Annotated in this window: 19 protein-coding genes and 6 tRNA genes; 1 reads left to right on the top strand and 24 read right to left on the bottom strand. The window is 56.0% G+C overall.

Annotated features, from left to right (window positions below):
- Window positions 1-9 precede the first annotated feature (9 nt).
- The 12 genes from NYE85_RS21290 to miaB form a co-directional block, all read right to left on the bottom strand.
- Window positions 10-690, bottom strand: coding sequence for an FMN-dependent NADH-azoreductase (locus NYE85_RS21290; protein WP_259006713.1), 681 nt, complete (start codon window positions 688-690; stop codon window positions 10-12).
- A gap of 145 nt (window positions 691-835) precedes the next feature.
- Window positions 836-1,768, bottom strand: a complete 933-nt coding sequence (rihA, locus tag NYE85_RS21285) for a pyrimidine-specific ribonucleoside hydrolase RihA (protein WP_259006712.1) — start codon at window positions 1,766-1,768, stop codon at window positions 836-838.
- Window positions 1,769-1,870: 102 nt separating this feature from the next.
- Window positions 1,871-2,596, bottom strand: coding sequence for an amino acid ABC transporter ATP-binding protein (locus NYE85_RS21280; RefSeq protein ID WP_004965935.1), 726 nt, complete (start codon window positions 2,594-2,596; stop codon window positions 1,871-1,873).
- Window positions 2,596-3,270 (bottom strand): glutamate/aspartate ABC transporter permease GltK, encoded by a 675-nt coding sequence (gene gltK, locus NYE85_RS21275; RefSeq protein WP_004965933.1) that lies wholly within the window; start codon window positions 3,268-3,270, stop codon window positions 2,596-2,598. The genes NYE85_RS21280 and gltK overlap by 1 nt, the downstream gene beginning before the upstream one ends.
- On the bottom strand, window positions 3,270-4,010 hold the full coding sequence (locus NYE85_RS21270; protein ID WP_039992372.1) for an amino acid ABC transporter permease: 741 nt from the start codon (window positions 4,008-4,010) through the stop codon (window positions 3,270-3,272). The genes gltK and NYE85_RS21270 overlap by 1 nt, the downstream gene beginning before the upstream one ends.
- A 203-nt stretch (window positions 4,011-4,213) precedes the next feature.
- Window positions 4,214-5,110: an amino acid ABC transporter substrate-binding protein gene (locus tag NYE85_RS21265; RefSeq protein ID WP_259006711.1), complete on the bottom strand. Its 897-nt coding sequence runs from the start codon at window positions 5,108-5,110 to the stop codon at window positions 4,214-4,216.
- 370 nt (window positions 5,111-5,480) lie between these two features.
- On the bottom strand, window positions 5,481-7,010 hold the full coding sequence (gene lnt / locus NYE85_RS21260; RefSeq protein WP_259006710.1) for an apolipoprotein N-acyltransferase: 1,530 nt from the start codon (window positions 7,008-7,010) through the stop codon (window positions 5,481-5,483).
- Window positions 7,011-7,017: 7 nt separating this feature from the next.
- Window positions 7,018-7,896, bottom strand: a complete 879-nt coding sequence (gene corC, locus NYE85_RS21255; RefSeq protein WP_004965923.1) for a CNNM family magnesium/cobalt transport protein CorC — start codon at window positions 7,894-7,896, stop codon at window positions 7,018-7,020.
- An 85-nt stretch (window positions 7,897-7,981) separates the two neighbouring features.
- Complete coding sequence (gene ybeY / locus NYE85_RS21250; protein ID WP_259006709.1) at window positions 7,982-8,455, bottom strand: rRNA maturation RNase YbeY; 474 nt, start codon at window positions 8,453-8,455, stop codon at window positions 7,982-7,984.
- Window positions 8,452-9,507, bottom strand: coding sequence for a PhoH family protein (locus tag NYE85_RS21245; RefSeq protein WP_259006708.1), 1,056 nt, complete (start codon window positions 9,505-9,507; stop codon window positions 8,452-8,454). The genes ybeY and NYE85_RS21245 overlap by 4 nt, the downstream gene beginning before the upstream one ends.
- 346 nt (window positions 9,508-9,853) lie before the next feature.
- Window positions 9,854-10,189, bottom strand: a complete 336-nt coding sequence (locus tag NYE85_RS21240; protein WP_039992370.1) for a zinc ribbon domain-containing protein YjdM — start codon at window positions 10,187-10,189, stop codon at window positions 9,854-9,856.
- Between the two features lie 113 nt (window positions 10,190-10,302).
- Window positions 10,303-11,739 (bottom strand): tRNA (N6-isopentenyl adenosine(37)-C2)-methylthiotransferase MiaB, encoded by a 1,437-nt coding sequence (gene miaB, locus NYE85_RS21235; protein ID WP_259006707.1) that lies wholly within the window; start codon window positions 11,737-11,739, stop codon window positions 10,303-10,305.
- A 200-nt stretch (window positions 11,740-11,939) separates the two neighbouring features.
- Here miaB and ubiF point away from each other — a divergent pair, with 200 nt between their 5' ends.
- Window positions 11,940-13,121 carry a 3-demethoxyubiquinol 3-hydroxylase gene (ubiF, locus tag NYE85_RS21230; protein WP_259006706.1) on the top strand — a complete coding sequence of 394 codons (1,182 nt, stop codon included), beginning with the start codon at window positions 11,940-11,942 and terminating at the stop codon, window positions 13,119-13,121.
- Window positions 13,122-13,216: 95 nt separating this feature from the next.
- Here the strand turns inward: ubiF and NYE85_RS21225 are convergent.
- The 12 genes from NYE85_RS21225 to nagB form a co-directional block, all read right to left on the bottom strand.
- Window positions 13,217-13,291, bottom strand: a tRNA-Gln gene (locus NYE85_RS21225).
- A gap of 18 nt (window positions 13,292-13,309) precedes the next feature.
- Window positions 13,310-13,386: transfer RNA gene (locus NYE85_RS21220), tRNA-Met, on the bottom strand.
- A gap of 39 nt (window positions 13,387-13,425) precedes the next feature.
- Window positions 13,426-13,500 (bottom strand) — tRNA-Gln (locus tag NYE85_RS21215).
- Window positions 13,501-13,544: 44 nt separating this feature from the next.
- Window positions 13,545-13,619: transfer RNA gene (locus NYE85_RS21210), tRNA-Gln, on the bottom strand.
- A 28-nt stretch (window positions 13,620-13,647) separates the two neighbouring features.
- Window positions 13,648-13,732: transfer RNA gene (locus NYE85_RS21205), tRNA-Leu, on the bottom strand.
- Window positions 13,733-13,742: 10 nt separating this feature from the next.
- A tRNA-Met gene (locus NYE85_RS21200) sits at window positions 13,743-13,819 on the bottom strand.
- A gap of 217 nt (window positions 13,820-14,036) precedes the next feature.
- Window positions 14,037-15,701, bottom strand: coding sequence for an asparagine synthase B (asnB, locus tag NYE85_RS21195; protein WP_259006705.1), 1,665 nt, complete (start codon window positions 15,699-15,701; stop codon window positions 14,037-14,039).
- A 303-nt stretch (window positions 15,702-16,004) separates the two neighbouring features.
- Window positions 16,005-17,468, bottom strand: a complete 1,464-nt coding sequence (locus tag NYE85_RS21190; protein ID WP_259006704.1) for a carbohydrate-binding protein — start codon at window positions 17,466-17,468, stop codon at window positions 16,005-16,007.
- A 204-nt stretch (window positions 17,469-17,672) separates the two neighbouring features.
- A complete protein-coding gene (locus NYE85_RS21185) occupies window positions 17,673-18,425 on the bottom strand; it encodes an HAD-IIA family hydrolase (protein ID WP_259006703.1) in 753 nt (250 codons plus the stop codon).
- A 64-nt stretch (window positions 18,426-18,489) separates the two neighbouring features.
- Window positions 18,490-19,710, bottom strand: a complete 1,221-nt coding sequence (locus NYE85_RS21180; RefSeq protein ID WP_259006702.1) for an N-acetylglucosamine repressor — start codon at window positions 19,708-19,710, stop codon at window positions 18,490-18,492.
- A gap of 23 nt (window positions 19,711-19,733) precedes the next feature.
- Complete coding sequence (nagA, locus tag NYE85_RS21175; protein ID WP_259006701.1) at window positions 19,734-20,873, bottom strand: N-acetylglucosamine-6-phosphate deacetylase; 1,140 nt, start codon at window positions 20,871-20,873, stop codon at window positions 19,734-19,736.
- Window positions 20,874-20,891: 18 nt separating this feature from the next.
- Entirely contained in the window at window positions 20,892-21,692 is an 801-nt protein-coding gene (nagB, locus tag NYE85_RS21170) for a glucosamine-6-phosphate deaminase (RefSeq protein WP_259007000.1), read from the bottom strand.
- Window positions 21,693-21,859: the final 167 nt, after the last annotated feature.

Below are 21,859 nucleotides of genomic sequence, written 5' to 3'. Positions count from 1 at the left end.
GGCGGGCGGTTAACCCAACAGTTTCTTTAGCCAGGCTCTCCATGCGCTGCCGCTTTGCCGTTGCGCTGCCGGTACGGCCCGTTGCGTCGCCTGTATCTTGCTCGCCACGGTTGCACGCCCCTGGGTGGCGGCGCGTTCTGCGGCCTCGGTGCCGTAGGCAAACCCTTCGGCCAGCACGAACTCCACTTCGGTAATGCCAATAAAGCCCAGGAACAGCTTCAGATACGGCGTAATCAAATCAGTCGGCGTATCGGCGTGTATGCCGCCGCGGCTGGAAATCACGATCGCTTTTTTACCGGTGACCAGGCCTTGCGCGCCTTCGGAGGTGTAGCGGAAGGTTTGGCCGGCACGTGCCACCAGGTCGAAATAGATTTTCAGCTGCGTCGGGATATTAAAGTTGTACATCGGCGCGCTGATGATAAGGATATCGTGGCTCTTCAGCTCGGCGATCAGCTCATCAGACAGCGCCAGAGTGGCTTTTTGCTTGGGTGTCAGCGGCTTGTCACCGGCGGTAAAGCCGCCAATCACCTCGCCATCCAGCTCCGGCAGCGTTGGATTGGCTAAATCACGCACGGTAAAACTGTCTTTCGGATGCGCTGATTGCCATTCTTCAACAAAATAATCGACTAATTTCCCTGACTGGGAGAACTCACCCAGAATGCTTGATTTCAAAACCAGTATGCGACTCATCGCGCTATCTCCTGAGGTCTTCGTTGATTGATGTTGGCAGCTCGAAGACATCTTATGGATAACCAATGCGCAGTGATAGCGCAAAAATTCGCTGAGTTAAGTCAAAAAAACTGATTGCAAGCGGGCGTCGATACCGGTCTGTAACTCAATAGCGGCGCAGGCAGTTCAGCAGCAGCTCAACGAAACCCTGGCGATCAATACCGGTCAACAGCTGTACGTTGGCCGGTTTGCCGCTTTGCTGGAACTCATCCACCACGGTTTGGCCAAGGGTATATGCGCCTTGGGTTTCCACCCCCACCCAGCGTTCGCAGCTGTCGAACAGCTGTGGCGCCAGCAGCCAGGCGATGGCACAGGGATCATGCATCGCCGCGCCCGGCAGCCCGCGCGCATGGCGCAGATAGATGGGCAGATAAAAGTCGAGCATTTCCCCCACCGCGTTGGCCACCGGATTGTCGATCGCCTTTACGCGTTCAACGTCCCGCGGCAGCATCAGCGCCTGATGAGTCACGTTCAAACCGGCCATGGTCAGCGGCACGCCGGACTGCAGTACCATCTCTGCCGCTTCGGGATCGACATAAATATTAAATTCGGCCACCGGCGTGGCGTTGCCGCCGTGCAGCGCGCCGCCCATAAACACGATGCGTTCGATGTTGGCCTTTAGTTGCGGATACTGAGCCAATAGCAGCGCAATATTGGTCATTGGCCCGGTGACGACCAGCGTGATGGGCTGCCGGCTGGTGCGCAGCAGCTCGGCGATCAGCGCCACGGCATTGGTCGCCGTTGGCTGGATGCGCGGCGCTGGCAGGCGGGTGTTGCCCATGCCGGTTTTGCCGTGTACCTGTTCGGCAATCACCAGCGGGCGCAGCAGCGGCTTGGCGGCGCCGCCGGCGACCGGAATCTCTTCGCGTTGCATCAGCGTCAGCAGGGCGAGGGCATTATGCAGGGTCTTTTCCGGCGTCTGGTTGCCGGCAGAGGTGGTAATGGCTTTTACGTCCAGTTCAGGCGCTCGCAGTGCCATTGCCAGGGCAATGGCGTCGTCGAGGCCGGGATCGCAATCAATAATTATGGGGCGTGGCATGGCGGTGTGTCCTCTGCTCGTTGGTTTTATCCTGAGCATCGGATCAAAATTGCCGATAGACAAGCGTTTTTAATGCGCCCACCGGGGGCGCATTGGCAGGGATCAATGCAGGATTTTCGCCAGGAAGTCTTTGGCGCGTTCGGATTGCGGATTGTTGAAGAAATCGTCTTTATTGCGATCTTCAACGATTTTCCCCTCATCCATAAAGATCACCCGGTGCGCTACCTTACGCGCGAAGCCCATTTCGTGCGTGACTACCATCATGGTCATGCCTTCGTGAGCCAGTTCGACCATCACGTCCAGCACTTCGTTGATCATTTCCGGGTCGAGCGCCGAGGTCGGTTCGTCGAACAGCATGGCGATGGGATCCATACACAGCGCACGGGCAATGGCCACACGCTGCTGCTGACCGCCGGAAAGCTGTGCCGGGTATTTGTCGGCGTGGGCGGTCAATCCGACGCGCTTGAGCAGTTTCAGGCCTTTTTCTCGTGCCGCGGCCTTATCGCGCTTGAGCACTTTGACCTGGGCGAGGATCAGGTTTTCAATGATCGACAGATGCGGGAACAGTTCGAAATGCTGGAACACCATGCCGACTTTGGAACGCAGCTGCGCCAGGTTGGTTTTCTTGTCGTTGACCGGGGTATCGTTGACCAGGATCTGGCCTTGCTGGATCGGCTCCAGGCCGTTGACGGTCTTGATCAACGTCGATTTGCCCGAGCCTGAAGGACCGCAGACCACGACTACCTCACCTTTTTTTACCTCTGTGGAGCAATCGGTCAGCACCTGAAAGTGACCGTACCACTTAGAAACATTTTTCAGGGAAATCATCAAACAGTCCTTTTCTTCAAATAGCTGACCAGCGCCGAGGCGGCGATGCTGATCACAAAATAGACAAAGCCGGCGAACAGGATCATTTCGACCTGCGTACCGTCACGCTCGCCGATGCTCGAGGCCGTACGGAAGAAATCAGCCAGGCTCAGCACGTAAACCAGCGAGGTATCCTGGAACAGCACGATGCCCTGCGTCAGCAGCAGCGGCACCATGGCGCGAAACGCCTGCGGCAGAATCACCAGCTTCATCGATTGCCAGTGGGTCATGCCCAGCGCCAGCGCCGCGGAGGATTGGCCACGCGACACGCTTTGAATGCCGGCGCGGATGATTTCCGAATAGTAGGCGGCTTCAAACAGCGAAAAGGCTACCATAGCCGAGATCAGGCGAATATCGGTTTTCGGCGAGATGCCTAGAACCTGTTGTAATAAGCTTGGAACCACCAGATAGAACCACAGCAGCACCATGACCAGCGGTACCGAGCGGAACAGGTTGACGTACAGCGTGGCGAACCAGCTGATCGGCTTGAGTGGCGACAGGCGCATCACCGCCAGAATGGTGCCCCAGACGATGCCGAAGACCACGGCGGTGACGGTGATCTTGAGCGTAACTATCATGCCCTGCATCAGATAAGGGAGGCTTGGGACTATCGATCCCCAGTCAAACTCGTACATTATTTACTCCCCATATTGCCAGGCAACTGCACTTTTCGTTCAACGACGCGCATCACCAGCATAATCACGGCATTGATGCCGATATAGGCCAGGGTGATGGCAGTGAAGGACTCATAGGCATGAGCGGAGTAATCCAGCAGTTTGCCGGCCTGAGCGGCCATATCCACCAGCCCGATGGTCGAGGCAATGGCGGAGTTTTTCACCAGGTTGAGCATTTCCGAGGTCATCGGCGGCACAATCACCCGGTAGGCGTTCGGCAACAGTACGTAGCGGTAGGTTTGCGGCAGCGTCAGACCCATCGCCAGGCCTGCGGCCTGTTGGCCACGCGGCAGCGACTGGATGGCGGCACGTACCTGCTCGCACACGCGGGCGGCGGTAAACAGGCCAAGACAGATGGTTGACGAAACGAAGAATTGCACGTTGGGATCGAGCTCGGCCTTAAACCACATGCCGATGTCCGGCGGCAGCAGTTCGGGGATCACCAGATACCAGGTAAAGAACTGTACGATCAGCGGCACATTACGGAACAGTTCGACGTAGGCGGTGCCGATGGCGGCCAAAAAACGGTTCGGCACGGTACGTAAAATCCCGAACAGCGAGCCGACAAAGAAAGCGATAATCCATGCACAGACGGAGAGGGCAATCGTCACCTGAAAGCCGGACCAGATCCAGCCCAGATAGGTGGTGTTGCCAAACGGGGCCTGCTGCAAGAAGATACCCCAGTTCCAATCTATTGACATAACAAACTCCGATAAACACGCGCCGGGCGCGCTAAATATTGATGGTTGCATAACGCTGGACGCCGCAGTGCCAGTCGGGCTGGCTTGGATGTGCGGTGACTGCGTTGGAAAATGCGGCAGGGGAACGGCCTGCCGCATCGGTTACCTGTCTGTCGCGACCATCAAAGGGCGGGGCGGCGTACACCGCCTCCGCTCTATTGTTATTAGTTCAGTGCTTTGTCGTTTGGTTCTTTGAACAATTGCTTCATGTCATCAGACAGCTCGAAGTTCATGTTCAGGTTTTTCGGTGGGATAGGCTGTTTGAACCACTTATCAAACCATTTGGCGGCTTCGCCTGAGGTTTGCGCTTGCGCAATGGTGTCATCAACCAGTTTCTTGAATTGCGGATCGTCTTTGCGCAGCATACAGCCATAGGCTTCCTTGGACTGTGCGGTGCCGACGATTTCCCATTGATCCGGTTTTTTGGCCTTGGCGCGTTCACCGGCCAACAGGGCGTCATCCATCATGAACGCCACCGCACGGCCGCTTTCCAGCGTGCGGAACGAGTCGCCATGGTCTTTGGCGCTGATGATGCGCATGTTCATTTTGTCTTTGTCGTTCAGCTTGTTGAGCAGCACTTCAGAGGTGGTGCCCGAGGTGACCACTACCGCTTTGCCGGCCAGATCCTTGAAGTCCTTGACCTCAGATCCCTTTTTCACCAGCAAACGGGTACCAACCACGAAGATGGTGTCAGAGAAGGCGGCCTGTTTCTGACGCTCGATGTTATTGGTGGTGGAACCGCATTCGAAGTCAAAGGTACCGTTTTGCAGCAATGGGATGCGGTTTTGCGAGGTGATCGGCATCATTTTGACCTGCAGGTCTGGTGCATTGAGCTGCTTTTTGATTGCTTCGACGATCTGGTTTGAATAATCCTGGGAATACCCCACCACTTTCCGCTGGTTGTCGTAGTAGGAGAACGGCACGGAGGATTCGCGGTGGCCGACAACGATCACGCCATTGTCTTTGATTTTCTTCAGCGTACCGGTCAACTCTTCGGCATGGGCTACGCTACTTGCCATTCCGATCAGCAGTAACGACAACGCCAGTTTACGCATTTGCATGGTCCAACTCCTTGCTGTTGTGGTGGCTCTGACTAAAGAGCGTCAGGGTAAAAAATGGCTATCTGTTGCTCACATTATAAAGATAGTCTTGGTACAGATTACCGTTAGAAAATAGCCGATTGTGAACAGGTTGAAACTAAAATGTTTCATAATTTGAGACATCACGCGCACCAAATGAATGCAATAAAACCCTTGTGCACCATTGTGGGGCTGGTGATGCACGCAGGTTGTGCAGGGGGCGAGCACAGGTCTCTAACAGTAAATCAGCGATTGATTACAGAAGAATTAAAGCAAGGAATGTGCCAAAAATGTTGATTTGCCGGCGATTGGGCAAGCGGAAACGGGGCGCAGCGTGCTGCGCCCCGGTAGGTTATTTACGACGCAGACTGAACACCAGCGCCAGACCACCGAACAGTGCGGTGATGATCCACCACGGCAGCGAACCGAAGCGGGCATACGGCGTGACCCCGGTGGTAGGCGTTACCTTCACTTCCAGCACCTGACGGGTGAACTGCGGGATCTCGGCAAGCACTTCGCCGGTCGGGCCGACTGCGGCGGTAACGCCGTTATTGGTACTGCGCAATAACGGGCGTCCCAGTTCCAACGCCCGCATTCGCGCCATCTGGAAATGCTGCCACGGGCCGATGGAATGGCCGAACCAGGCGTCATTGGAAATGGTCAGCAGGAAATTGGTATCCGGGCGGAAATTGTCACGCACCTGCTGGCCGAGCACGATTTCATAGCAGATCGCCGCCGTCAGGTTGAAACCACGCACCTTCAGCTGTGGCTGCACATAGTCGCCGCGGCTGAATGACGACATCGGCAGATCAAAGAACGGTGCCAGGGGGCGCAGCAGGGTTTCCAATGGCACGAACTCGCCGAATGGCACCAGGTGATGCTTGTTGTAGCGGTCGGCGGCCGGATAACGGTAAGGCTGTTGCTCGCCCAGCACGATCACGCTGTTATAGAACTCGGTACCCCGTCCGGCCGCGCGCGCGTCAACGATACCGGTGATCAGGCTGCTGTTCTTGGCGCGCATCAGCTCGTCCATCATGGTCAGAAAACCGTTCTGGTTGCTTTCCACGTCGGGAATGGCGGACTCGGGCCAGATAATGATTGGCGCTTTGCCGACGTAAGGGCGGCTGGCGTCCAGATAGGTTTGCAGCGTACCGATCAGCGCCTGTGGATCCCACTTCATCGACTGCGCGATGTTGCCTTGCACCATGGCGACGTTGACCGCGCGTTCCGGCTGTGGGGTAAACCAGTGCAGCTGGCGCAGTGGCCACGGCAGCAACAGCATCGCTATCGCGATCGCGGCCGGCACGATGCGCCGCTGATTGAGGGCGTAAACCAGCAGGCCGCTCAGTGACATCAGAATAAAGGTAATGGCATCAACGCCGAACAGCGGTGCGAGGCCTTTCAACGGGCCGTCGATCTGGCTATAGCCGAATTGCAGCCATGGGAAGCCGGTCAGCACCCAGCCGCGCAGAAACTCGGTGACCTGCCATAGCGCCGGCGCGGCAATGGCCAGCCGCAGCCAGCCGGTTTTCGGCCACAGTCGGGTCAGCACCCCGGCAAACAGCCCGGTGTAGAGCGACAGATAGGCGGCCAGCAGGATCACCAAAAAGATGTTGACCGCGAACGGCATGCCGCCGAAATCGGCGATGCTGACATACACCCAGTTGACGCCGCTGCCAAACAGCCCCATGCCCCAGACAAAGCCGAGCAGGGCGGACTGCCTGACGCTGCGATTCAAGGTGACGGCCAGCAAGCCGAACAGGGAAACAATCGCCGCCGGCCAGAGATCGTAAGGTGAAAAGGCCAGCGTTCCGCTGGCACCGGACAACAGCGCCAGCAGGGCGCGAACCCACTGGCGTTCAAGTAAAGAGGCTTTGGCCATGTGAAATTTAGTCTTCCAGTTTCGGTTGCGGAGCGTCGTCCGGAATTTTTACATGAACCTGGATGATACGTCGACTGTCGGCCATGGCAACTTTAAACAGGTAACCTTCGATTTCAATGGTTTCCCCGCGTGCCGGCAGATGGCCGAAGGCTTGCATGATCAGGCCGCCGATGGTGTCGACCTCGTCATCGCTGAAGTGGGTATCGAAGGCGTCGTTGAAGTCTTCGATCGGCGTCAGGGCGCGCACGGTATACATGTGGCGGCTGAGCTGGCGGATATCACGATCTTCCTCATCGTCATATTCGTCTTCAATTTCACCGACAATCAGTTCCAGAATGTCTTCGATGGTAACCAGGCCCGACACGCCGCCGAACTCGTCAATGACAATCGCCATGTGATAACGCTGGGAGCGGAACTCCTTCAGCATTCGGTCAACCCGCTTGCTCTCCGGGACCACCACCGCGGTGCGCAGCACCTTGTCGATGCTGAACGGCTCGGACTCGGTGCGCATAAACGGCAGCAGGTCTTTGGCCATCAAAATGCCTTCGATGTGATCTTTATCTTCGCTGATTACCGGGAAGCGTGAGTGGGCGGATTCGATAATCACGTCCAGGCACTCTTCCAGCGTCTGGTTACGCTTGAGCGTCACCATCTGCGAGCGCGGGATCATGATGTCACGCACGCGCTGCTCGGCGATATCCATCACGCCTTCCAGCATGTCTCGGGTATCGGGATCGATCAGATCGTTTTGTTCGGAATCACGGATCAGCTCTACCAGATCGCCACGGTTTTTGGGTTCGCCGTGGAACAGCTGGTTAAGGATAAGAGTAAAGAACCCCTTTTTGGGACTGGGGCTGTCATTGCTTGATGAATGGTCGTCGCTCATGGCGTTTTAGTTAATATCACTCATGTCAGAGTAAAGAAGTTAGCGACAGCCCGTTGCCGGGCTGTGGGGGACTCAGCTAACGCGTTTAGGCGGGGTCTTTTTCCGCAAGGTACGGGTCCTGGTAGCCAAGGCCCTGCATAATTTCGGTTTCCAAAGACTCCATTTCTTCGGCTTCATCGTCTTCGATGTGGTCATACCCTAGCAGATGTAGGCTGCCGTGAACAACCATATGCGCCCAGTGGGCTTCCAGCGATTTGCCTTGTTCAACCGCTTCCTGTTCAACTACCTGTCGACAGATGATCAAATCGCCCAATAGCGGCAGTTCGATGCCCGGTGGGGCTTCGAACGGAAACGACAGCACGTTGGTCGGCTTGTCTTTGCCGCGATAGGTCAGGTTCAGCTCATGGCTTTCCGCTTCGTCAACCAGGCGGATCGTGACTTCGGCCTCGGCCTGAAACTGCGGCAGCACGCCCTCCAGCCAACGCTGGAAGGCGGCTTCGTCAGGCAGGCCGTTGTCGTGTTCGCAGGCAATTTGCAAATCCAGAATCACCTGGCTCATGGTGTCTCCTGCTCAGAGGCGATCTGCGCCTCGCGTTTGCGCTGTTCGGCGAGTGCATCCTTGCGCTTTTGTTCGGCTGCTTCCCAGGCTTCATAGGCGATAACCACGCGTGCGACCACCGGGTGGCGTACTACGTCTTCGCTATGGAAGAAGTTGAAACTGATTTCCTCCACTTCCGACAACACTTCTACCGCATGACGCAGGCCGGATTTCTGGTTGCGTGGCAGGTCAATCTGCGTCACGTCGCCGGTGATCACCGCCTTGGAGTTAAAACCGATGCGCGTCAGGAACATCTTCATCTGTTCGATGGTGGTGTTCTGGCTTTCATCAAGAATGATAAAGGCGTCGTTCAGCGTACGACCGCGCATATAGGCCAGCGGCGCGACTTCGATCACGTTGCGTTCGATCAGTTTTTCAACCCGTTCAAAACCGAGCATTTCAAACAGCGCGTCGTATAGCGGACGCAGGTAAGGGTCTACCTTCTGGCTGAGATCGCCCGGCAGAAAGCCCAGTTTTTCCCCGGCTTCCACCGCTGGGCGGGTCAGCAGGATACGACGGATTTCCTGGCGTTCCAGCGCGTCGACCGCGGCGGCAACCGCCAGATAGGTCTTGCCGGTACCGGCCGGGCCGATGCCAAAGGTAATGTCGTGATCGAGAATATTGGCGATATATTGCGCCTGATTAGGCGTACGCGGTTTCACCATGCCGCGCTTGGTCTTGATGTTTACCGCTTTACCGTAATCCGGCACGCTGTCGGCCACCTGCTCCAGCACCCGGCTCTCTTTGATTGCCAGATGGATCTGCTCCGGATCGATATCCGGGACTACGCCGCGGATGGGCGCGGTATCGACATACAGATGGCGCAGGATATCGGCGGCAGCCACCACGCAGGGGTTCTTGCCGACCAGCTTGAAACGGTTGTCACGGCGGTTGATTTCGATGCCCAACCGACGTTCCAGCTGTTTGATATTGTCATCAAACGGGCCGCACAGGCTCAGCAAGCGCTTGTTATCTGCGGGCTCTAACAGAATTTCTTGTGTTGCGACGTTCAAACGATTCCTCAAGGCTCGCACAGGGCCTGGTTGATGTTTCACGGTTTACGTCACCGACGGGCGCGCCCGGGGCAACCCCGGGCGTCAATGCGGCGCAGAATACTTGCGTTGCAGCACGGTGACCGGCGCTGACGCCCCAACGGCCTGCTTAATCGGCCCGGGGCGGCGTGAGCGGCTAACACACCAGTAACTCGCCGCATAACGGCTATAAAGTGAATTATTCATGGTGCACGGCCGACGCGCAAGTTTACCCCTGATCTATCTGTGCGCTGGCGCTGGAATTCAAGGCCTGACGGTTGAAAAATGCGCGTTGGGCCGCGGGACGATCGGCCCAACCGCCAGCGGCTCAGTTTTTCTTCACAAATTCCGATTTCAGCTTCATCGGGCCGAAACCGTCGATTTTACAGTCGATATTGTGGTCGCCTTCTACCAGACGAATGTTCTTCACCTTGGTGCCGATCTTCAGCATCGATGAGCTGCCCTTGACCTTGAGATCCTTGACCACGGTGACCGAGTCGCCGTCCGCCAGCAGGTTGCCGTTGGCGTCTTTTACCGTCAGCGTCTCATCGTCCTGCGCGGCGCTGCTGTCGTTCCATTCGTTGGCGCACTCCGGGCAAACGTACATGTCGCCGTCCTGGTAGGTGTATTCGGAGTTGCACTTCGGGCAGTGTGGGAGTTGCATGATGCTGTAGCCTCTTGATAAAAAATAAAACATCGCCGGACGCGGACGCCCGGCGGCGAAAAAGGAGAGTAACGCCCGAGGAGCGCCAGAACGCCTGGCGTTACCTCGAGGTTTCAGCGATGGAGGGAAGGCTGGTAGCTGCCGACACCCAGGGCATCTTCCTTGCGGGTACGGGCAATCACCGACTGTGGGGATTCATGCACGCGCAGATCCATCTGCTGTTCGGTACGCACCACCACGCCACGCAGTGAGTTGGTCAGCACCTCGGTAATTTCCACATCGACAAACTGGCCGATCAAGTCCGGCGTGCCTTCGAAGTTTACCACCCGATTGCACTCGGTGCGCCCGGCCAGCTCCATCACGCTCTTGCGTGAGGTACCTTCGACCAGAATGCGTTGTACCGTACCGAGCATCTGACGGCTGAAGCGCTGTGCCTGTTGTAGAATGCGTTCCTGCAAAATATACAGCCGCTGCTTTTTCTCGTCTTCGCTGACGTCATCGACCATGTCTGCCGCCGGCGTTCCGGGGCGCGAAGAATAGATGAAGCTGAAGCTGGTATCGAAATTGACCTCGGCAATCAGGTTCATGGTCTGTTCGAAGTCGGCCTGGGACTCTCCCGGGAAACCAATGATAAAGTCGGAGCTGATCTGGATATTCGGCCGCGCCTTGCGCAGTTTGCGGATGATGGCCTTGTATTCCAGCGCGGTGTGGGCGCGTTTCATCATGGTCAGAATGCGGTCGGAACCGCTCTGTACCGGCAAATGCAGGAAACTGACCAGTTCCGGCGTATCTTCATACACGGCGATGATGTCATCGGTGAATTCAATTGGGTGGCTGGTGGTGAAGCGAATACGGTCGATACCATCAATCGCCGCCACCAGGCGCAGCAGTTCGGCAAACGAACAGACGCCGCCATCGTAGGTGGCGCCGCGATAGGCATTGACGTTCTGGCCGAGCAGGTTGACTTCACGTACGCCCTGCGCGGCCAACTGGGCTATTTCGAACAGCACGTCGTCGCTCGGCCGGCTGACTTCTTCACCTCGGGTGTATGGCACCACGCAGAAGGTACAATACTTGTTGCAGCCTTCCATGATCGACACATAGGCGGTCGGTCCTTCGGCGCGGGGTTCCGGCAGACGATCGAATTTTTCGATTTCCGGGAAGCTGATGTCAACGATCGGGCTGCGGGTGCCCTGCACGTGGTTGATCATTTCCGGTAGGCGGTGCAGGGTTTGTGGCCCGAAAATGACGTCGACGCACGGTGCGCGCTGGCGAATGTGTTCACCTTCCTGCGAGGCGACGCAGCCGCCGACGCCGATAATCAGGTTCGGATTTGTTTCCTTCAGCAGCTTCCAGCGGCCCAACATAGCGAAAACTTTTTCCTGCGCTTTTTCACGGATCGAGCAGGTATTCAGTAGCAACACATCCGCCTCTTCGGCGTTGTCGGTCCATTGGTAACCGTGTGTGCTTCCCAGTAAGTCGGCCATTTTTGATGAATCGTATTCGTTCATCTGGCAACCCCAGGTTTTGATATGTAGTTTCTTGGTCATTGAATAGCCATTAATCAGTGCGGAGCGAAAAAAGGTGCATTAGTGACATTGCAGGGCGCTTATTGTAAACACTTGATGCGGTTGTGACCAGCATGAGGAAAACGCCCTGTGACCTGAAGCCGGAGAAAAAATCCGGTACACTGACACAAAACGCCGTTAGCGGTTGAACGGCGGCAATCAACCAACAAGCATAGTCAAACATGAAGACATCTCAAACACGGGTTGACGTCGTTGTCGTGGGCGGCGGAATGGTCGGCGCAGCAGCGGCGCTGGGGCTGGCACAGGCGGGTTTTGACGTGGCGTTGCTGGAGCACCAGCCGCCGGAGGCGTTCGAGCCGCACAGCCCGCCGGATTTGCGTATTTCCGCGATCGGTTGCACCTCGGTCGGCTTATTGAAACAGCTTGGCGCCTGGCCGGCGGTTGAGCAGATGCGTCTGGCAGCGTATCGCCGGTTGGAAACCTGGGAGTGGCAGTCTGCGCGGGTGGCGTTCGACGCAGCGGCGCTTGGCCTGCCGGAGCTGGGTTTTATGGTGGAAAACCGTATTCTGCAGTTGGCGCTGTGGCAACGGCTGTCGCACTGTAAAAACCTGACGCTGCATTGTCCGGCCAGACTGCAGCATCTGCAACGCGACGCCGAAGGCTGGCTGGTGACGCTGGACAGCGGCGAAGTGCTGGCGACGCGGCTGGTGATCGGTGCCGACGGTGCGCATTCGCAGGTGCGCCAACGGGCGGCAATTGGCACCAGCGGTTGGCAATATCGCCAGTCCTGTATGCTGATTACCGTACAGACCGGCGCAGCGCAGCAGGACGTTACCTGGCAACGGTTTTTCCCGTCCGGACCACGCGCCTTTTTACCGTTGTACGATGACTGGGCCTCGTTGGTATGGTACGACAGCCCGCAGCGGATCCGCCAGTTACAGGCGATGCCGATGACCGAGCTGCAACGTGAGATTGCCGATGCCTTCCCGGCGCGGCTTGGCGCGGTCAGCGCGCATGCCGCCGGCGCCTTCCCGCTGGTGCGTCGACATGCGCAGCGTTATGTTCTGCCGGGACTGGCGCTGATCGGCGATGCGGCGCATACCATCAACCCGTTGGCGGGGCAGGGCGTCAACCTCGGCTACCGTGATGTGGATGCGTTGCTGGCGGTGTTGAGCACGGCGCGTGAGCGGGGTGAAGACTGGGCCAGCGAGCCCGTGTTGTTACGCTATCAGCGCCAGCGGCGTACCGATAACCTGCTGATGCAAAGCGGCATGGATCTGTTTTATACCGCGTTCAGCAATAATCTGGCCCCGCTCAGCGTGGCGCGCAATCTGGCGCTGATGGCTGCCGAACGCGCCGGCGTATTGAAGCAGAAGGCGCTGAAATACGCCCTGGGACTGTAGCACGGCAGCGCAGACACGGGTCGGTTATAAACCGGCCTGTTATTTTTGCGTGCGCAGAAAAGCGAAAAGCCCACCGAAGTGGGCTGTTCTAAATATGGCTGGGGTGCCAGGATTCGAACCTGGGTATGCTGGTATCAGAAACCAGAGCCTTACCGCTTGGCGACACCCCAATAGTGTGACAGTAAAAATGGTGGCTACGACGGGATTTGAACCTGTGACCCCATCATTATGAGTGATGTGCTCTAACCAGCTGAGCTACGTAGCCATGCTAATTTTTACTGCGTTGATTTGCAAGTTGTTTGTATGGCTGGGGTACCTGGATTCGAACCAGGGAATGCCGGTATCAAAAACCGGTGCCTTACCGCTTGGCGATACCCCAACAACTTAACAAATCTTCTGCCTTGACCCCTTCCCGAAGGAAAATGGCTGGGGTACCTGGATTCGAACCAGGGAATGCCGGTATCAAAAACCGGTGCCTTACCGCTTGGCGATACCCCATCAGCAGAGTTAACTCAGATGAAGAGAGTGGTGCGGGAGGCGAGACTTGAACTCGCACACCTTGCGGCGCCAGAACCTAAATCTGGTGCGTCTACCAATTTCGCCACTCCCGCAAAAAAAAGATGGTGGCTACGACGGGATTCGAACCTGTGACCCCATCATTATGAGTGATGTGCTCTAACCAACTGAGCTACGTAGCCATCTTTTTGCGCGCTGCCTTCATCTGCGTTGCGGGGCGCATTATGCGTATATGGCCGTTTTGCGTCAACAAGTTTTTTGCCGAAAAACCCCAGCAATGTGCCGTTTGTCTGGGTTGTGAACAGGTTGGCTATAAAATCGACAGTTCATGCAATTAATGGTTGAAAACATCAACAAAAAGGCGAGCCCGGAGGCTCGCCAATCAGCAAAAAGCAGCGTTTATTGATACGCGGATTGATGCACGCCGACGGCACGGCCGGAAGGATCATCCATTTTCTTGAATGATTCGTCCCATTCGATGGCCTTGGCCGACGAGCAGGCGACGGAAGGGCCGCCCGGTACGCATTCGGCCGCGCTTGGCAGCGGGAATAGCTGTTCGAAGATTTCGCGATACAGGTAGCCTTCTTTTGAGGTCGGCGTATTGTACGGGAAGCGGAAACTGGCGGTCTCGAGCTGCTGATCGCTAACCTGCTGTGCAGCCACTTCTTTCAAGGTATCTATCCAGCTGTAACCCACGCCATCGGAGAACTGCTCTTTCTGGCGCCAGGCCACGCTGGCCGGCAGATAAGATTCGAAACATTCACGAATGATGTGTTTCTCCATTTTGCCGTTACCGCACATTTTGTCTTGCGGGTTGATACGCATCGCGACGTCGAGGAAGTTTTTATCCAGGAACGGTACGCGGGCTTCAACGCCCCAGGCCGACATCGCCTTGTTGGCTCGCGCGCAGTCGTACATATGCAGCGCCAGCAGTTTACGCACGGTTTCTTCGTGGAACTCTTTGGCGTTTGGCGCTTTGTGGAAGTACAGATAGCCGCCGAACACTTCATCGGCACCTTCGCCCGACAGCACCATCTTGATGCCCATCGCCTTGATTTTGCGCGACATCAGATACATTGGCGTAGAGGCGCGAATGGTGGTGACGTCATAGGTTTCGATGTGGTAAATCACATCACGAATTGCATCCAGGCCTTCCTGCACGGTGAAATGGATCTCATGGTGCACGGTGCCCAGATGATTGGCCACTTCCTGCGCGGCACGCAGATCCGGTGAACCTTGCAGGCCGACGGCGAAGGAGTGCAGCTGCGGCCACCAGGCTTCGCTGCGCTCGTCGTCTTCAACGCGGCGCGCGGCGTATTTCTTGGTAATGGCGGAAATCACCGAGGAATCCAACCCGCCGGACAGCAGTACACCATAAGGCACGTCGGACATCAGGTGGCTTTTTACTGCGTCTTCCAGCGCGTTGCGCAGAGCATTGGCGTCGGTGACGTTATCCTGCACGTTGCTGTAATCGAACCAGTCGCGCTGATAATAGCTGCGGATCTCGCCGTCCTGGCTCGACAGATAGCTACCGGCCGGGAATTCTTTAATGGTGCGGCACACCGGCACCAGCGCTTTCATTTCCGAGGCGACGAACAGGTTGCCATGCTCGTCGTGACCCATATACAGCGGGATAATGCCCAAGTGGTCGCGGCCGATCAGGTAGGTATCCTTTTCTGCGTCATACAGCGCAAAGGCGAACATGCCTTGCAGATCGTCGAGGAAGTCTGCGCCTTTCTCCTGATACAGCGCCAGGATCACCTCACAGTCGGAGCCGGTCTGGAATTGGTAGCGGTCGCTCAGGTTTTGGCGCAGCGCCTGGTGGTTGTAGATCTCACCGTTGACCGCCAGAACGTGGGTGTGTGCGGCGTTGTACAGCGGCTGGGCGCCGTTGTTGACGTCGACGATCGACAAACGCTCATGGGCCAGAATGGCTTTATCGCTGGCATAAACGCCAGACCAGTCCGGCCCGCGATGGCGCATCAGACGCGACATCTCCAGCGCTTTCTTGCGCAGTTCTGTCGGATCGGACTTCAGGTCGAGCACACCAAAAATAGAACACATACAAACTCTCCTAAACGACTTTTATCAGACTGTGATGTTGTTTTGCTGTTATGGGCAGCGTGGCCGGCGGGGCAACGCCGACGCGGCTTTGCTGCGCTGTTGATTATGAAAATGCGTCAAAAGCGCAGGCAGATGCAAGCGTTTTAACGCCACGCTGAAAAATAGTTGTTTGGCGAGGGTGAAAAATTAGCGAATGTTCAATTTTATCGCTATCGATTTATTGAATATTCAAAAATTGGGCCTTTTCGTCTGTTTTATAAACGGCAAGGCCCGTCTGTATTACATTTTTGCCACAGGTGTCAGTTACGGCTGCGGCAGCCATAACGAGAGGGTGGTATCCGGCGTCCAACCGATGTTAGAGGTATGCGCCTGACGGCAGGTATATTGCTTGCCCTGATAGCTCACCCGATCGCCCTCTCGATATGCGTGGTTAATCTTCCACTCACTGATGGCCGGATCCGGCGGCGTGCTGCCATCCTCGACGGTGGTGACCACCAACGCAGCGCTTGGCGCAGAGGCGTTGTTTTTGCTGTCGATCGCGATAACGGTGTAGCTGTAACGACTGTTTGGCGTCAGGCCACTGTCGTGTAACAACGGTGTGTCAGGTTGCGCAATGACGCTGCCATTGCGTAATACGCGGTAACTGGCGATCGGATTTGGACCGCTGGCAGGTGCCCAGCCGAGCGTCAACGAGGTAGCGGTGAGTTCGCTAACGCTCAACGCCTTGGGCGCATCCGGATTTTCTACCGGTGGCATGACGCCACCCTCGATCAGCGCGGTATAACGCGTGCTGAATTCCCAGTTGTACGGTACGCCGTTTTTGCTGTTGCCGTTATCCCAGTTCACCGACCAGGTCATCAGCCCCTTGATCGACAACCCCTTGGCGTCCAGCCGCTTGAACGCGTTGTACACCGCTTGCGGATCGACGACATAACCGGTTGCCGCCGCATCCACGTTGCTCGGCAGGCCAATGGCGAATTTTGCTGCGGGAATGCGGGTATAGCCGCGGGTGCCGCTGACCAGGCTTTCGGTCAGGTAGTACAGGAAATCTTCTTTCATGGCGTCGTTGTTTTGCGTGATCCATGCGCCGGCACCACCGTTGGCTTCATCCACCCAAATGCCGTCACCGCCCTGATTGTAATATTGTGGCGCAATAAAATCATAAACGCCTTCAAGAGCGGAAATATAATCCAGATAACTGCCCGTAGTGCGCAAATAAGGGAATTCCGGCGCCATGCTGATAATAAAGTTTTTGCCTTGTGCGGCATAATGCTGTTTTACGCTTTTCAGCGCGGCGGGCAATACCGTTTTATTATTGGCGGCACCAATGGCTGCCTGTTCCAGATCGATATCCAAGCCGTCAAAACCGTAAGTTTCCACCAGGCGGATAATTTCGTCTTTCAGTTTTTCTTCGTCGCCGGTTTTTAATGCGATATGGGCATCGGCGCCACCGAGCGAGATCAGCACCGCACGACCCTGGGCGTTCAGCACGCCGACCTGACGGCGGAACTCGGCGTCACTCAGATTGTAGGGCTTGAAGGTCGGGATGCCTTCACCTTTCATAAAGGCTACCGCCACCACGTTGTAGGCTGCCGGGATGTCCGTCAGGTTCATATTGGCGAACCGACCCTGTTGGTAACCGTCGCTGGCGCCGGCCGGCCAGTTGTGCCAAAAACCCATCATGATTTTTTTGCCGGTCATGTCCGGCATTGTCGATGCATCATCATTGGCAATGGTGGTGACCGTGTTCGAACTTAATGAATTCATTATGACCTCGTCATCGCGTAATAGAATGGAATCTCTCTGAACGGCACTATTTGTTGCCGGCAAGGATCATTCTGCGCGCATTAGCGATGGATATAATGAAACTTTACCCAGGCCAAAATAAATTAAATTCATCGACAACGCGGGCGAGCGCTGTATTAGCGCGGCAAAGGAAAGAATGGCGGCATCGGCAGCCGCCAGCGTAAATTAGAACAGGTTGATATCGGCAACGGAGGGGAAAATATAACTCGGGCGGAACGGCATGGTTTCAATATCGTTGAGGGTCGATACGCCGGACAGTACCAGAATGGTTTCCAGACCAGCCTGGAAGCCAGCCAATATGTCGGTGCGCAGGTTATCGCCTACGATCACCGTTTCTTCCGAATGCGCCTGCATTTTGTTCAGGGCGGCGCGGATAATCCACGGGCTGGGTTTGCCGACGTAAAACGGTTTACGACCGGTTATTTTTTCAATCGGGGCGCAGAGTGCGCCGCAGGCCGGCACGTAGCCGTGGCCATGGGTGTCCGGGTTGGTGGCGATAAAGCGTGCGCCATTGTTCACGAAGTACGATGCCTTATGCATCATATCCCAGTTGTAGGAGCGCGTTTCACCGACGATAACAAAATCAGGGTTGATATCGGTGATGGTGAAGCCGGCTTTATACAGTTCGTGAATCAATGCCCCTTCGCCGACCACATAGGCTTTTTTGCCTTCCTGGCGTCGCAGAAAATCGGCGGTGGCCATTGCCGAGGTGTAAAAGGCGCTTTCCGGTACCTCAAGACCGGCCGCTGCAAAGCGGTTGGCCAGATCCTGCGCGGTTTGCGACGGATAGTTGGTCAGCATCACCAGCGGCATGCCCTGTTGCTGAATGCGTGCCAAAAACAGATCGGCGCCGGGAACGGCGGTGTTGTCATGCATCAGCACGCCGTCGATATCACAGATAACGTTTTTAATGGTCATTGGTGCAGTGTCTCATGATGGCGGCGAGCAGAAAGAACCAGCGAACTGCCCGCCGGAATGCGTTTTAGCTTTCCAGCAAACGCTGTAACAGAACGCCGTTGAGCATTGCGCGTTTTGCTAACGCAAAAGCCCCGATCGCCGAGCGATGATTCAGTTCGGAAGTGACAATCGGCAGATTTTTGCGGAAATCCTTCAGTACCTGATTATTGATGCAGCTCTGGATGGCTGGTAACAGCACCTTTTCGGCTTCGGTAATTTCGCCGGCGATCACCACTTTTTGCGGATTAAACAGGTTTATGGCGATGGCGACGGCTTTGCCGAGATAACGACCCACGTGCTCGAGCACCTCGCTGGCCAGCAGATCGCCGCGGTTGGCGGCTTTGCAAATGGCATTGATGCTGCAATCGTCGAGCGTCAGTTTGCTGGGATATCCCTGGCTCAGCAACTGGCGGACGCGCTGTTCAATGGCAGCGTTGGCGGCCACGGTTTCCAGACAGCCGAAATTGCCGCAGTGGCAGCGTTCGCCGAGCGGGTCGATCTGGATATGGCCAATTTCGCCGACGTTGCCGTTGTTGCCAAGGAAAATCTGCCCGTTAACGATAATTCCGGCGCCGGTGCCGCGGTGCAGTCGCACCAGAATGGAGTCTTCGCAGTCGCGCGTGGCGCCAAAGTAATGCTCGGCCAGCGCCAGGCTGCGAATATCGTGGCCGACAAAACTGGTAACGTTGAAACGCTGCTGCAGGTTATCGACCAGAGCCCAGTGATTGACGCTGATATGCGGCATGTAGCGCACCACGCCCAGTGCCGGATCCACCAGACCAGGCAAAATCACTGAAATGGCAATCAGCTCGCGCAGTTTGCGTTGATAGGTTTCGATAAACTGGGCAATGGCGTTGAACAGTGCATTTTCCAATGTCTCCTGGGTGCGCTCCGGCAAGGGGTAGTGCTCTTCGCCGAGCGACTTGCCGCTCATGTCATACAGCGTAATGGTGGCGTCGTGCCGGCCAAGGCGCACGGCTACGGTATGAAAATGACGAGTTTCGGTAACAATGGAAATGGCACGACGGCCGCCGGTGGAGGCTTGCTGATCGACTTCCTTGATCAGCCCGCGCTCCAATAGCTGACGAGTAATTTTGGTGACGCTGGCGGGAGCTAACTGGCTCAGTTCGGCGATTTGAATGCGCGAAATCGGACCCTGTTGGTCGATAAGGCGATACACTGCCGCTCCATTTAGTTGCTTGACTAAATCAACGTTGCCAATCTGTGCCTGCCCGCCAGTGCTCATTAATAAATTTACTCGCTGTTTGATTAAACCTCGTTGCCGTTAACGAGAGTTTTGGTGATGTTGAATTCTCGGTCAAAGGCGGTGAGGTTCGCCACCTTACCGGCTTCAATACTGCCCAAATGCTGGTCGACGCCGATGGCGCGTGCCGGATACAAGGTTGCCATACGCAGCGCTTCATCCAGGGCGATACCCACATGTTCGACGCTGTTCTGCACCGCTTCGATCATGGTCAACGCAGAACCGCTCAGGGTGCCGTTTTCATCAACGCACAGCCCGTCACGATAGTATATTGTTTTACCAGCGAAAATAAATTGGTCAATATCTGCACCTGCCGGCGCCGTGGCGTCGGTGACCAGCACCAATTTATCACCTTTAAGGCGTTTGGCGTTACGGATACTCGCCCAGGCGACGTGATGACCGTCGGCGATGATGCCGGTATAGACTTCCGGCGTGTCAAAAATCGCGCCCATCAGGCCCGGTTCGCGACCGGTGATGTACGGCATGGCATTATACAGGTGGGTGGCAAAACTGATGCCGGCGGCGAAGCCGATACGCGCCTGATCGTAGGTGGCGTTGGAGTGGCCGGCGGAAACCACGATGCCCGCGTCACGCAGCTGTTTGATAAACTGCGGTTCGACCATTTCCGGTGCCAGCGTCACCTTGCTGATCACGTCGGCGTTGGCGCACATGTAGTCGACCATTTCGCGGTCAGCTTTGCGGATAAATGCCGGGTTATGGGTGCCTTTTTTGGCCGGGCTCAGGTAAGGCCCTTCCAGATGCAGACCAAGCGCCTGATTGGCATGTTTTTTCAGATAGGCACGCATCACTTCGATGCTGTGCTTCATAAATTCATCGCTGCTGGTGATAAGCGTCGGCAGGTAACTGGTGCAGCCCGATTTTTCGTTGGCGCGCTGCATGATTTCCAGCGTTTCCTGCGAAATGGCGTCCAACGAATCGTTGAACTGTACGCCACCGCAGCCGTTAAGCTGAACATCGATAAAACCTGGGGCTAGCATGGCACCACCCAGATCGCGCGTTTCGATGCCGGCAGGCAGCTCGGCTACCGGGCAAACTCGTTCAATCAGACCATCGGCAATGATTACGGCGTGGTCATCGAGCACGTCGTGGCCGGTATAAATCCGGCCGTGGGTTAAAGCGAACATGTAGCCCCCTACAAAAAATTAAATATTCTTCATGCTTTCCGCTTCTAACTCGCGGAAGTATTTAACGGTTTTGACCTTCAGTTCCATGGTGGACGGCTCATCGCACACCACCACGGCCTTGGCATGCAGTTGCAGGCAACTGATGGTCCACATGTGGTTGATATTACCTTCCACCGCGGCTTCCAGCGCCTGCGCCTTGCCGTGACCGGTCACCAGGATCATCACTTCTTCCGCGTCCAGCAGGGTGCCAACCCCAACGGTCAGCGCATATTTAGGCACCTGGCCGACGTCGCCGCCAAAGAAGCGGGAGTTGGCGATACGGGTATCTTCGGTCAGCGTTTTGATGCGGGTGCGCGAAGCCAGAGACGATGCCGGTTCGTTAAATGCGATGTGGCCATCAACCCCTACGCCGCCCATAAACAGGTGGATTTTACCGTAAGATTTGATTTTCTCTTCGTACTGACGGCATTCGGCATCGACATCTGCGGCATTACCATTCAGCAAGTTGATATTTTCACGCGGAATATCAACATGATCAAAGAAATTACGATACATAAAGGTATGATAGCTTTCCGGGTGTTCCTGCGGCAGGCCAACGTATTCATCCATGTTGAAAGTCACCACATGCTTGAAGCTTACTTCACCTGCTTTGTGCATCGCAATCAGATGTTTGTACGCTTCGAGCGGCGTGCCGCCGGTTGGCAGACCCAGCACGAACGGACGATCGGCCGTTGGCTTGAACGCATTGATGCGCTGCACGATATGGCGGGCCGCCCATTTGCCGACTTGTTGGGTATCTTTCAGTGGGATAAGTCTCATCATACACCTCTTGGGTAAGTAAACTATGGCTATACTGTACGGGCCTTGGCAGATGGCTTAAGCGTAACTCAGCTTTATGCTATGCGTGTGAAAGGTCATCCGCTTTGATTTTTTGAATAATAAAATAAGTTTTGTGTGATGGCTAGCAATGTGACAGATAAAGGCAC

The organism is Serratia sp. AKBS12, assembly GCF_024793895.1.
GTDB lineage: Bacteria > Pseudomonadota > Gammaproteobacteria > Enterobacterales > Enterobacteriaceae > Serratia_F.
The sequence above is the reverse complement of the archived record's forward strand: the minus strand, read 5'-3'. Positions and strand labels throughout refer to the sequence as shown.

Coding starts and splice junctions, on each gene's coding strand:
- NYE85_RS21290 (WP_259006713.1), bottom strand. CDS start 690: ATGAGTCGCATACTGGTTTTGAAATCAAGCATTCTGGGTGAGTTCTCC.
- rihA (WP_259006712.1), bottom strand. CDS start 1,768: ATGCCACGCCCCATAATTATTGATTGCGATCCCGGCCTCGACGACGCC.
- NYE85_RS21280 (WP_004965935.1), bottom strand. CDS start 2,596: ATGATTTCCCTGAAAAATGTTTCTAAGTGGTACGGTCACTTTCAGGTG.
- gltK (WP_004965933.1), bottom strand. CDS start 3,270: ATGTACGAGTTTGACTGGGGATCGATAGTCCCAAGCCTCCCTTATCTG.
- NYE85_RS21270 (WP_039992372.1), bottom strand. CDS start 4,010: ATGTCAATAGATTGGAACTGGGGTATCTTCTTGCAGCAGGCCCCGTTT.
- NYE85_RS21265 (WP_259006711.1), bottom strand. CDS start 5,110: ATGCAAATGCGTAAACTGGCGTTGTCGTTACTGCTGATCGGAATGGCA.
- lnt (WP_259006710.1), bottom strand. CDS start 7,010: ATGGCCAAAGCCTCTTTACTTGAACGCCAGTGGGTTCGCGCCCTGCTG.
- corC (WP_004965923.1), bottom strand. CDS start 7,896: ATGAGCGACGACCATTCATCAAGCAATGACAGCCCCAGTCCCAAAAAG.
- ybeY (WP_259006709.1), bottom strand. CDS start 8,455: ATGAGCCAGGTGATTCTGGATTTGCAAATTGCCTGCGAACACGACAAC.
- NYE85_RS21240 (WP_039992370.1), bottom strand. CDS start 10,189: ATGCAACTCCCACACTGCCCGAAGTGCAACTCCGAATACACCTACCAG.
- miaB (WP_259006707.1), bottom strand. CDS start 11,739: ATGACCAAGAAACTACATATCAAAACCTGGGGTTGCCAGATGAACGAA.
- ubiF (WP_259006706.1), top strand. CDS start 11,940: ATGAAGACATCTCAAACACGGGTTGACGTCGTTGTCGTGGGCGGCGGA.
- asnB (WP_259006705.1), bottom strand. CDS start 15,701: ATGTGTTCTATTTTTGGTGTGCTCGACCTGAAGTCCGATCCGACAGAA.
- NYE85_RS21190 (WP_259006704.1), bottom strand. CDS start 17,468: ATGAATTCATTAAGTTCGAACACGGTCACCACCATTGCCAATGATGAT.
- NYE85_RS21185 (WP_259006703.1), bottom strand. CDS start 18,425: ATGACCATTAAAAACGTTATCTGTGATATCGACGGCGTGCTGATGCAT.
- NYE85_RS21180 (WP_259006702.1), bottom strand. CDS start 19,710: ATGAGCACTGGCGGGCAGGCACAGATTGGCAACGTTGATTTAGTCAAG.
- nagA (WP_259006701.1), bottom strand. CDS start 20,873: ATGTTCGCTTTAACCCACGGCCGGATTTATACCGGCCACGACGTGCTC.
- nagB (WP_259007000.1), bottom strand. CDS start 21,692: ATGAGACTTATCCCACTGAAAGATACCCAACAAGTCGGCAAATGGGCG.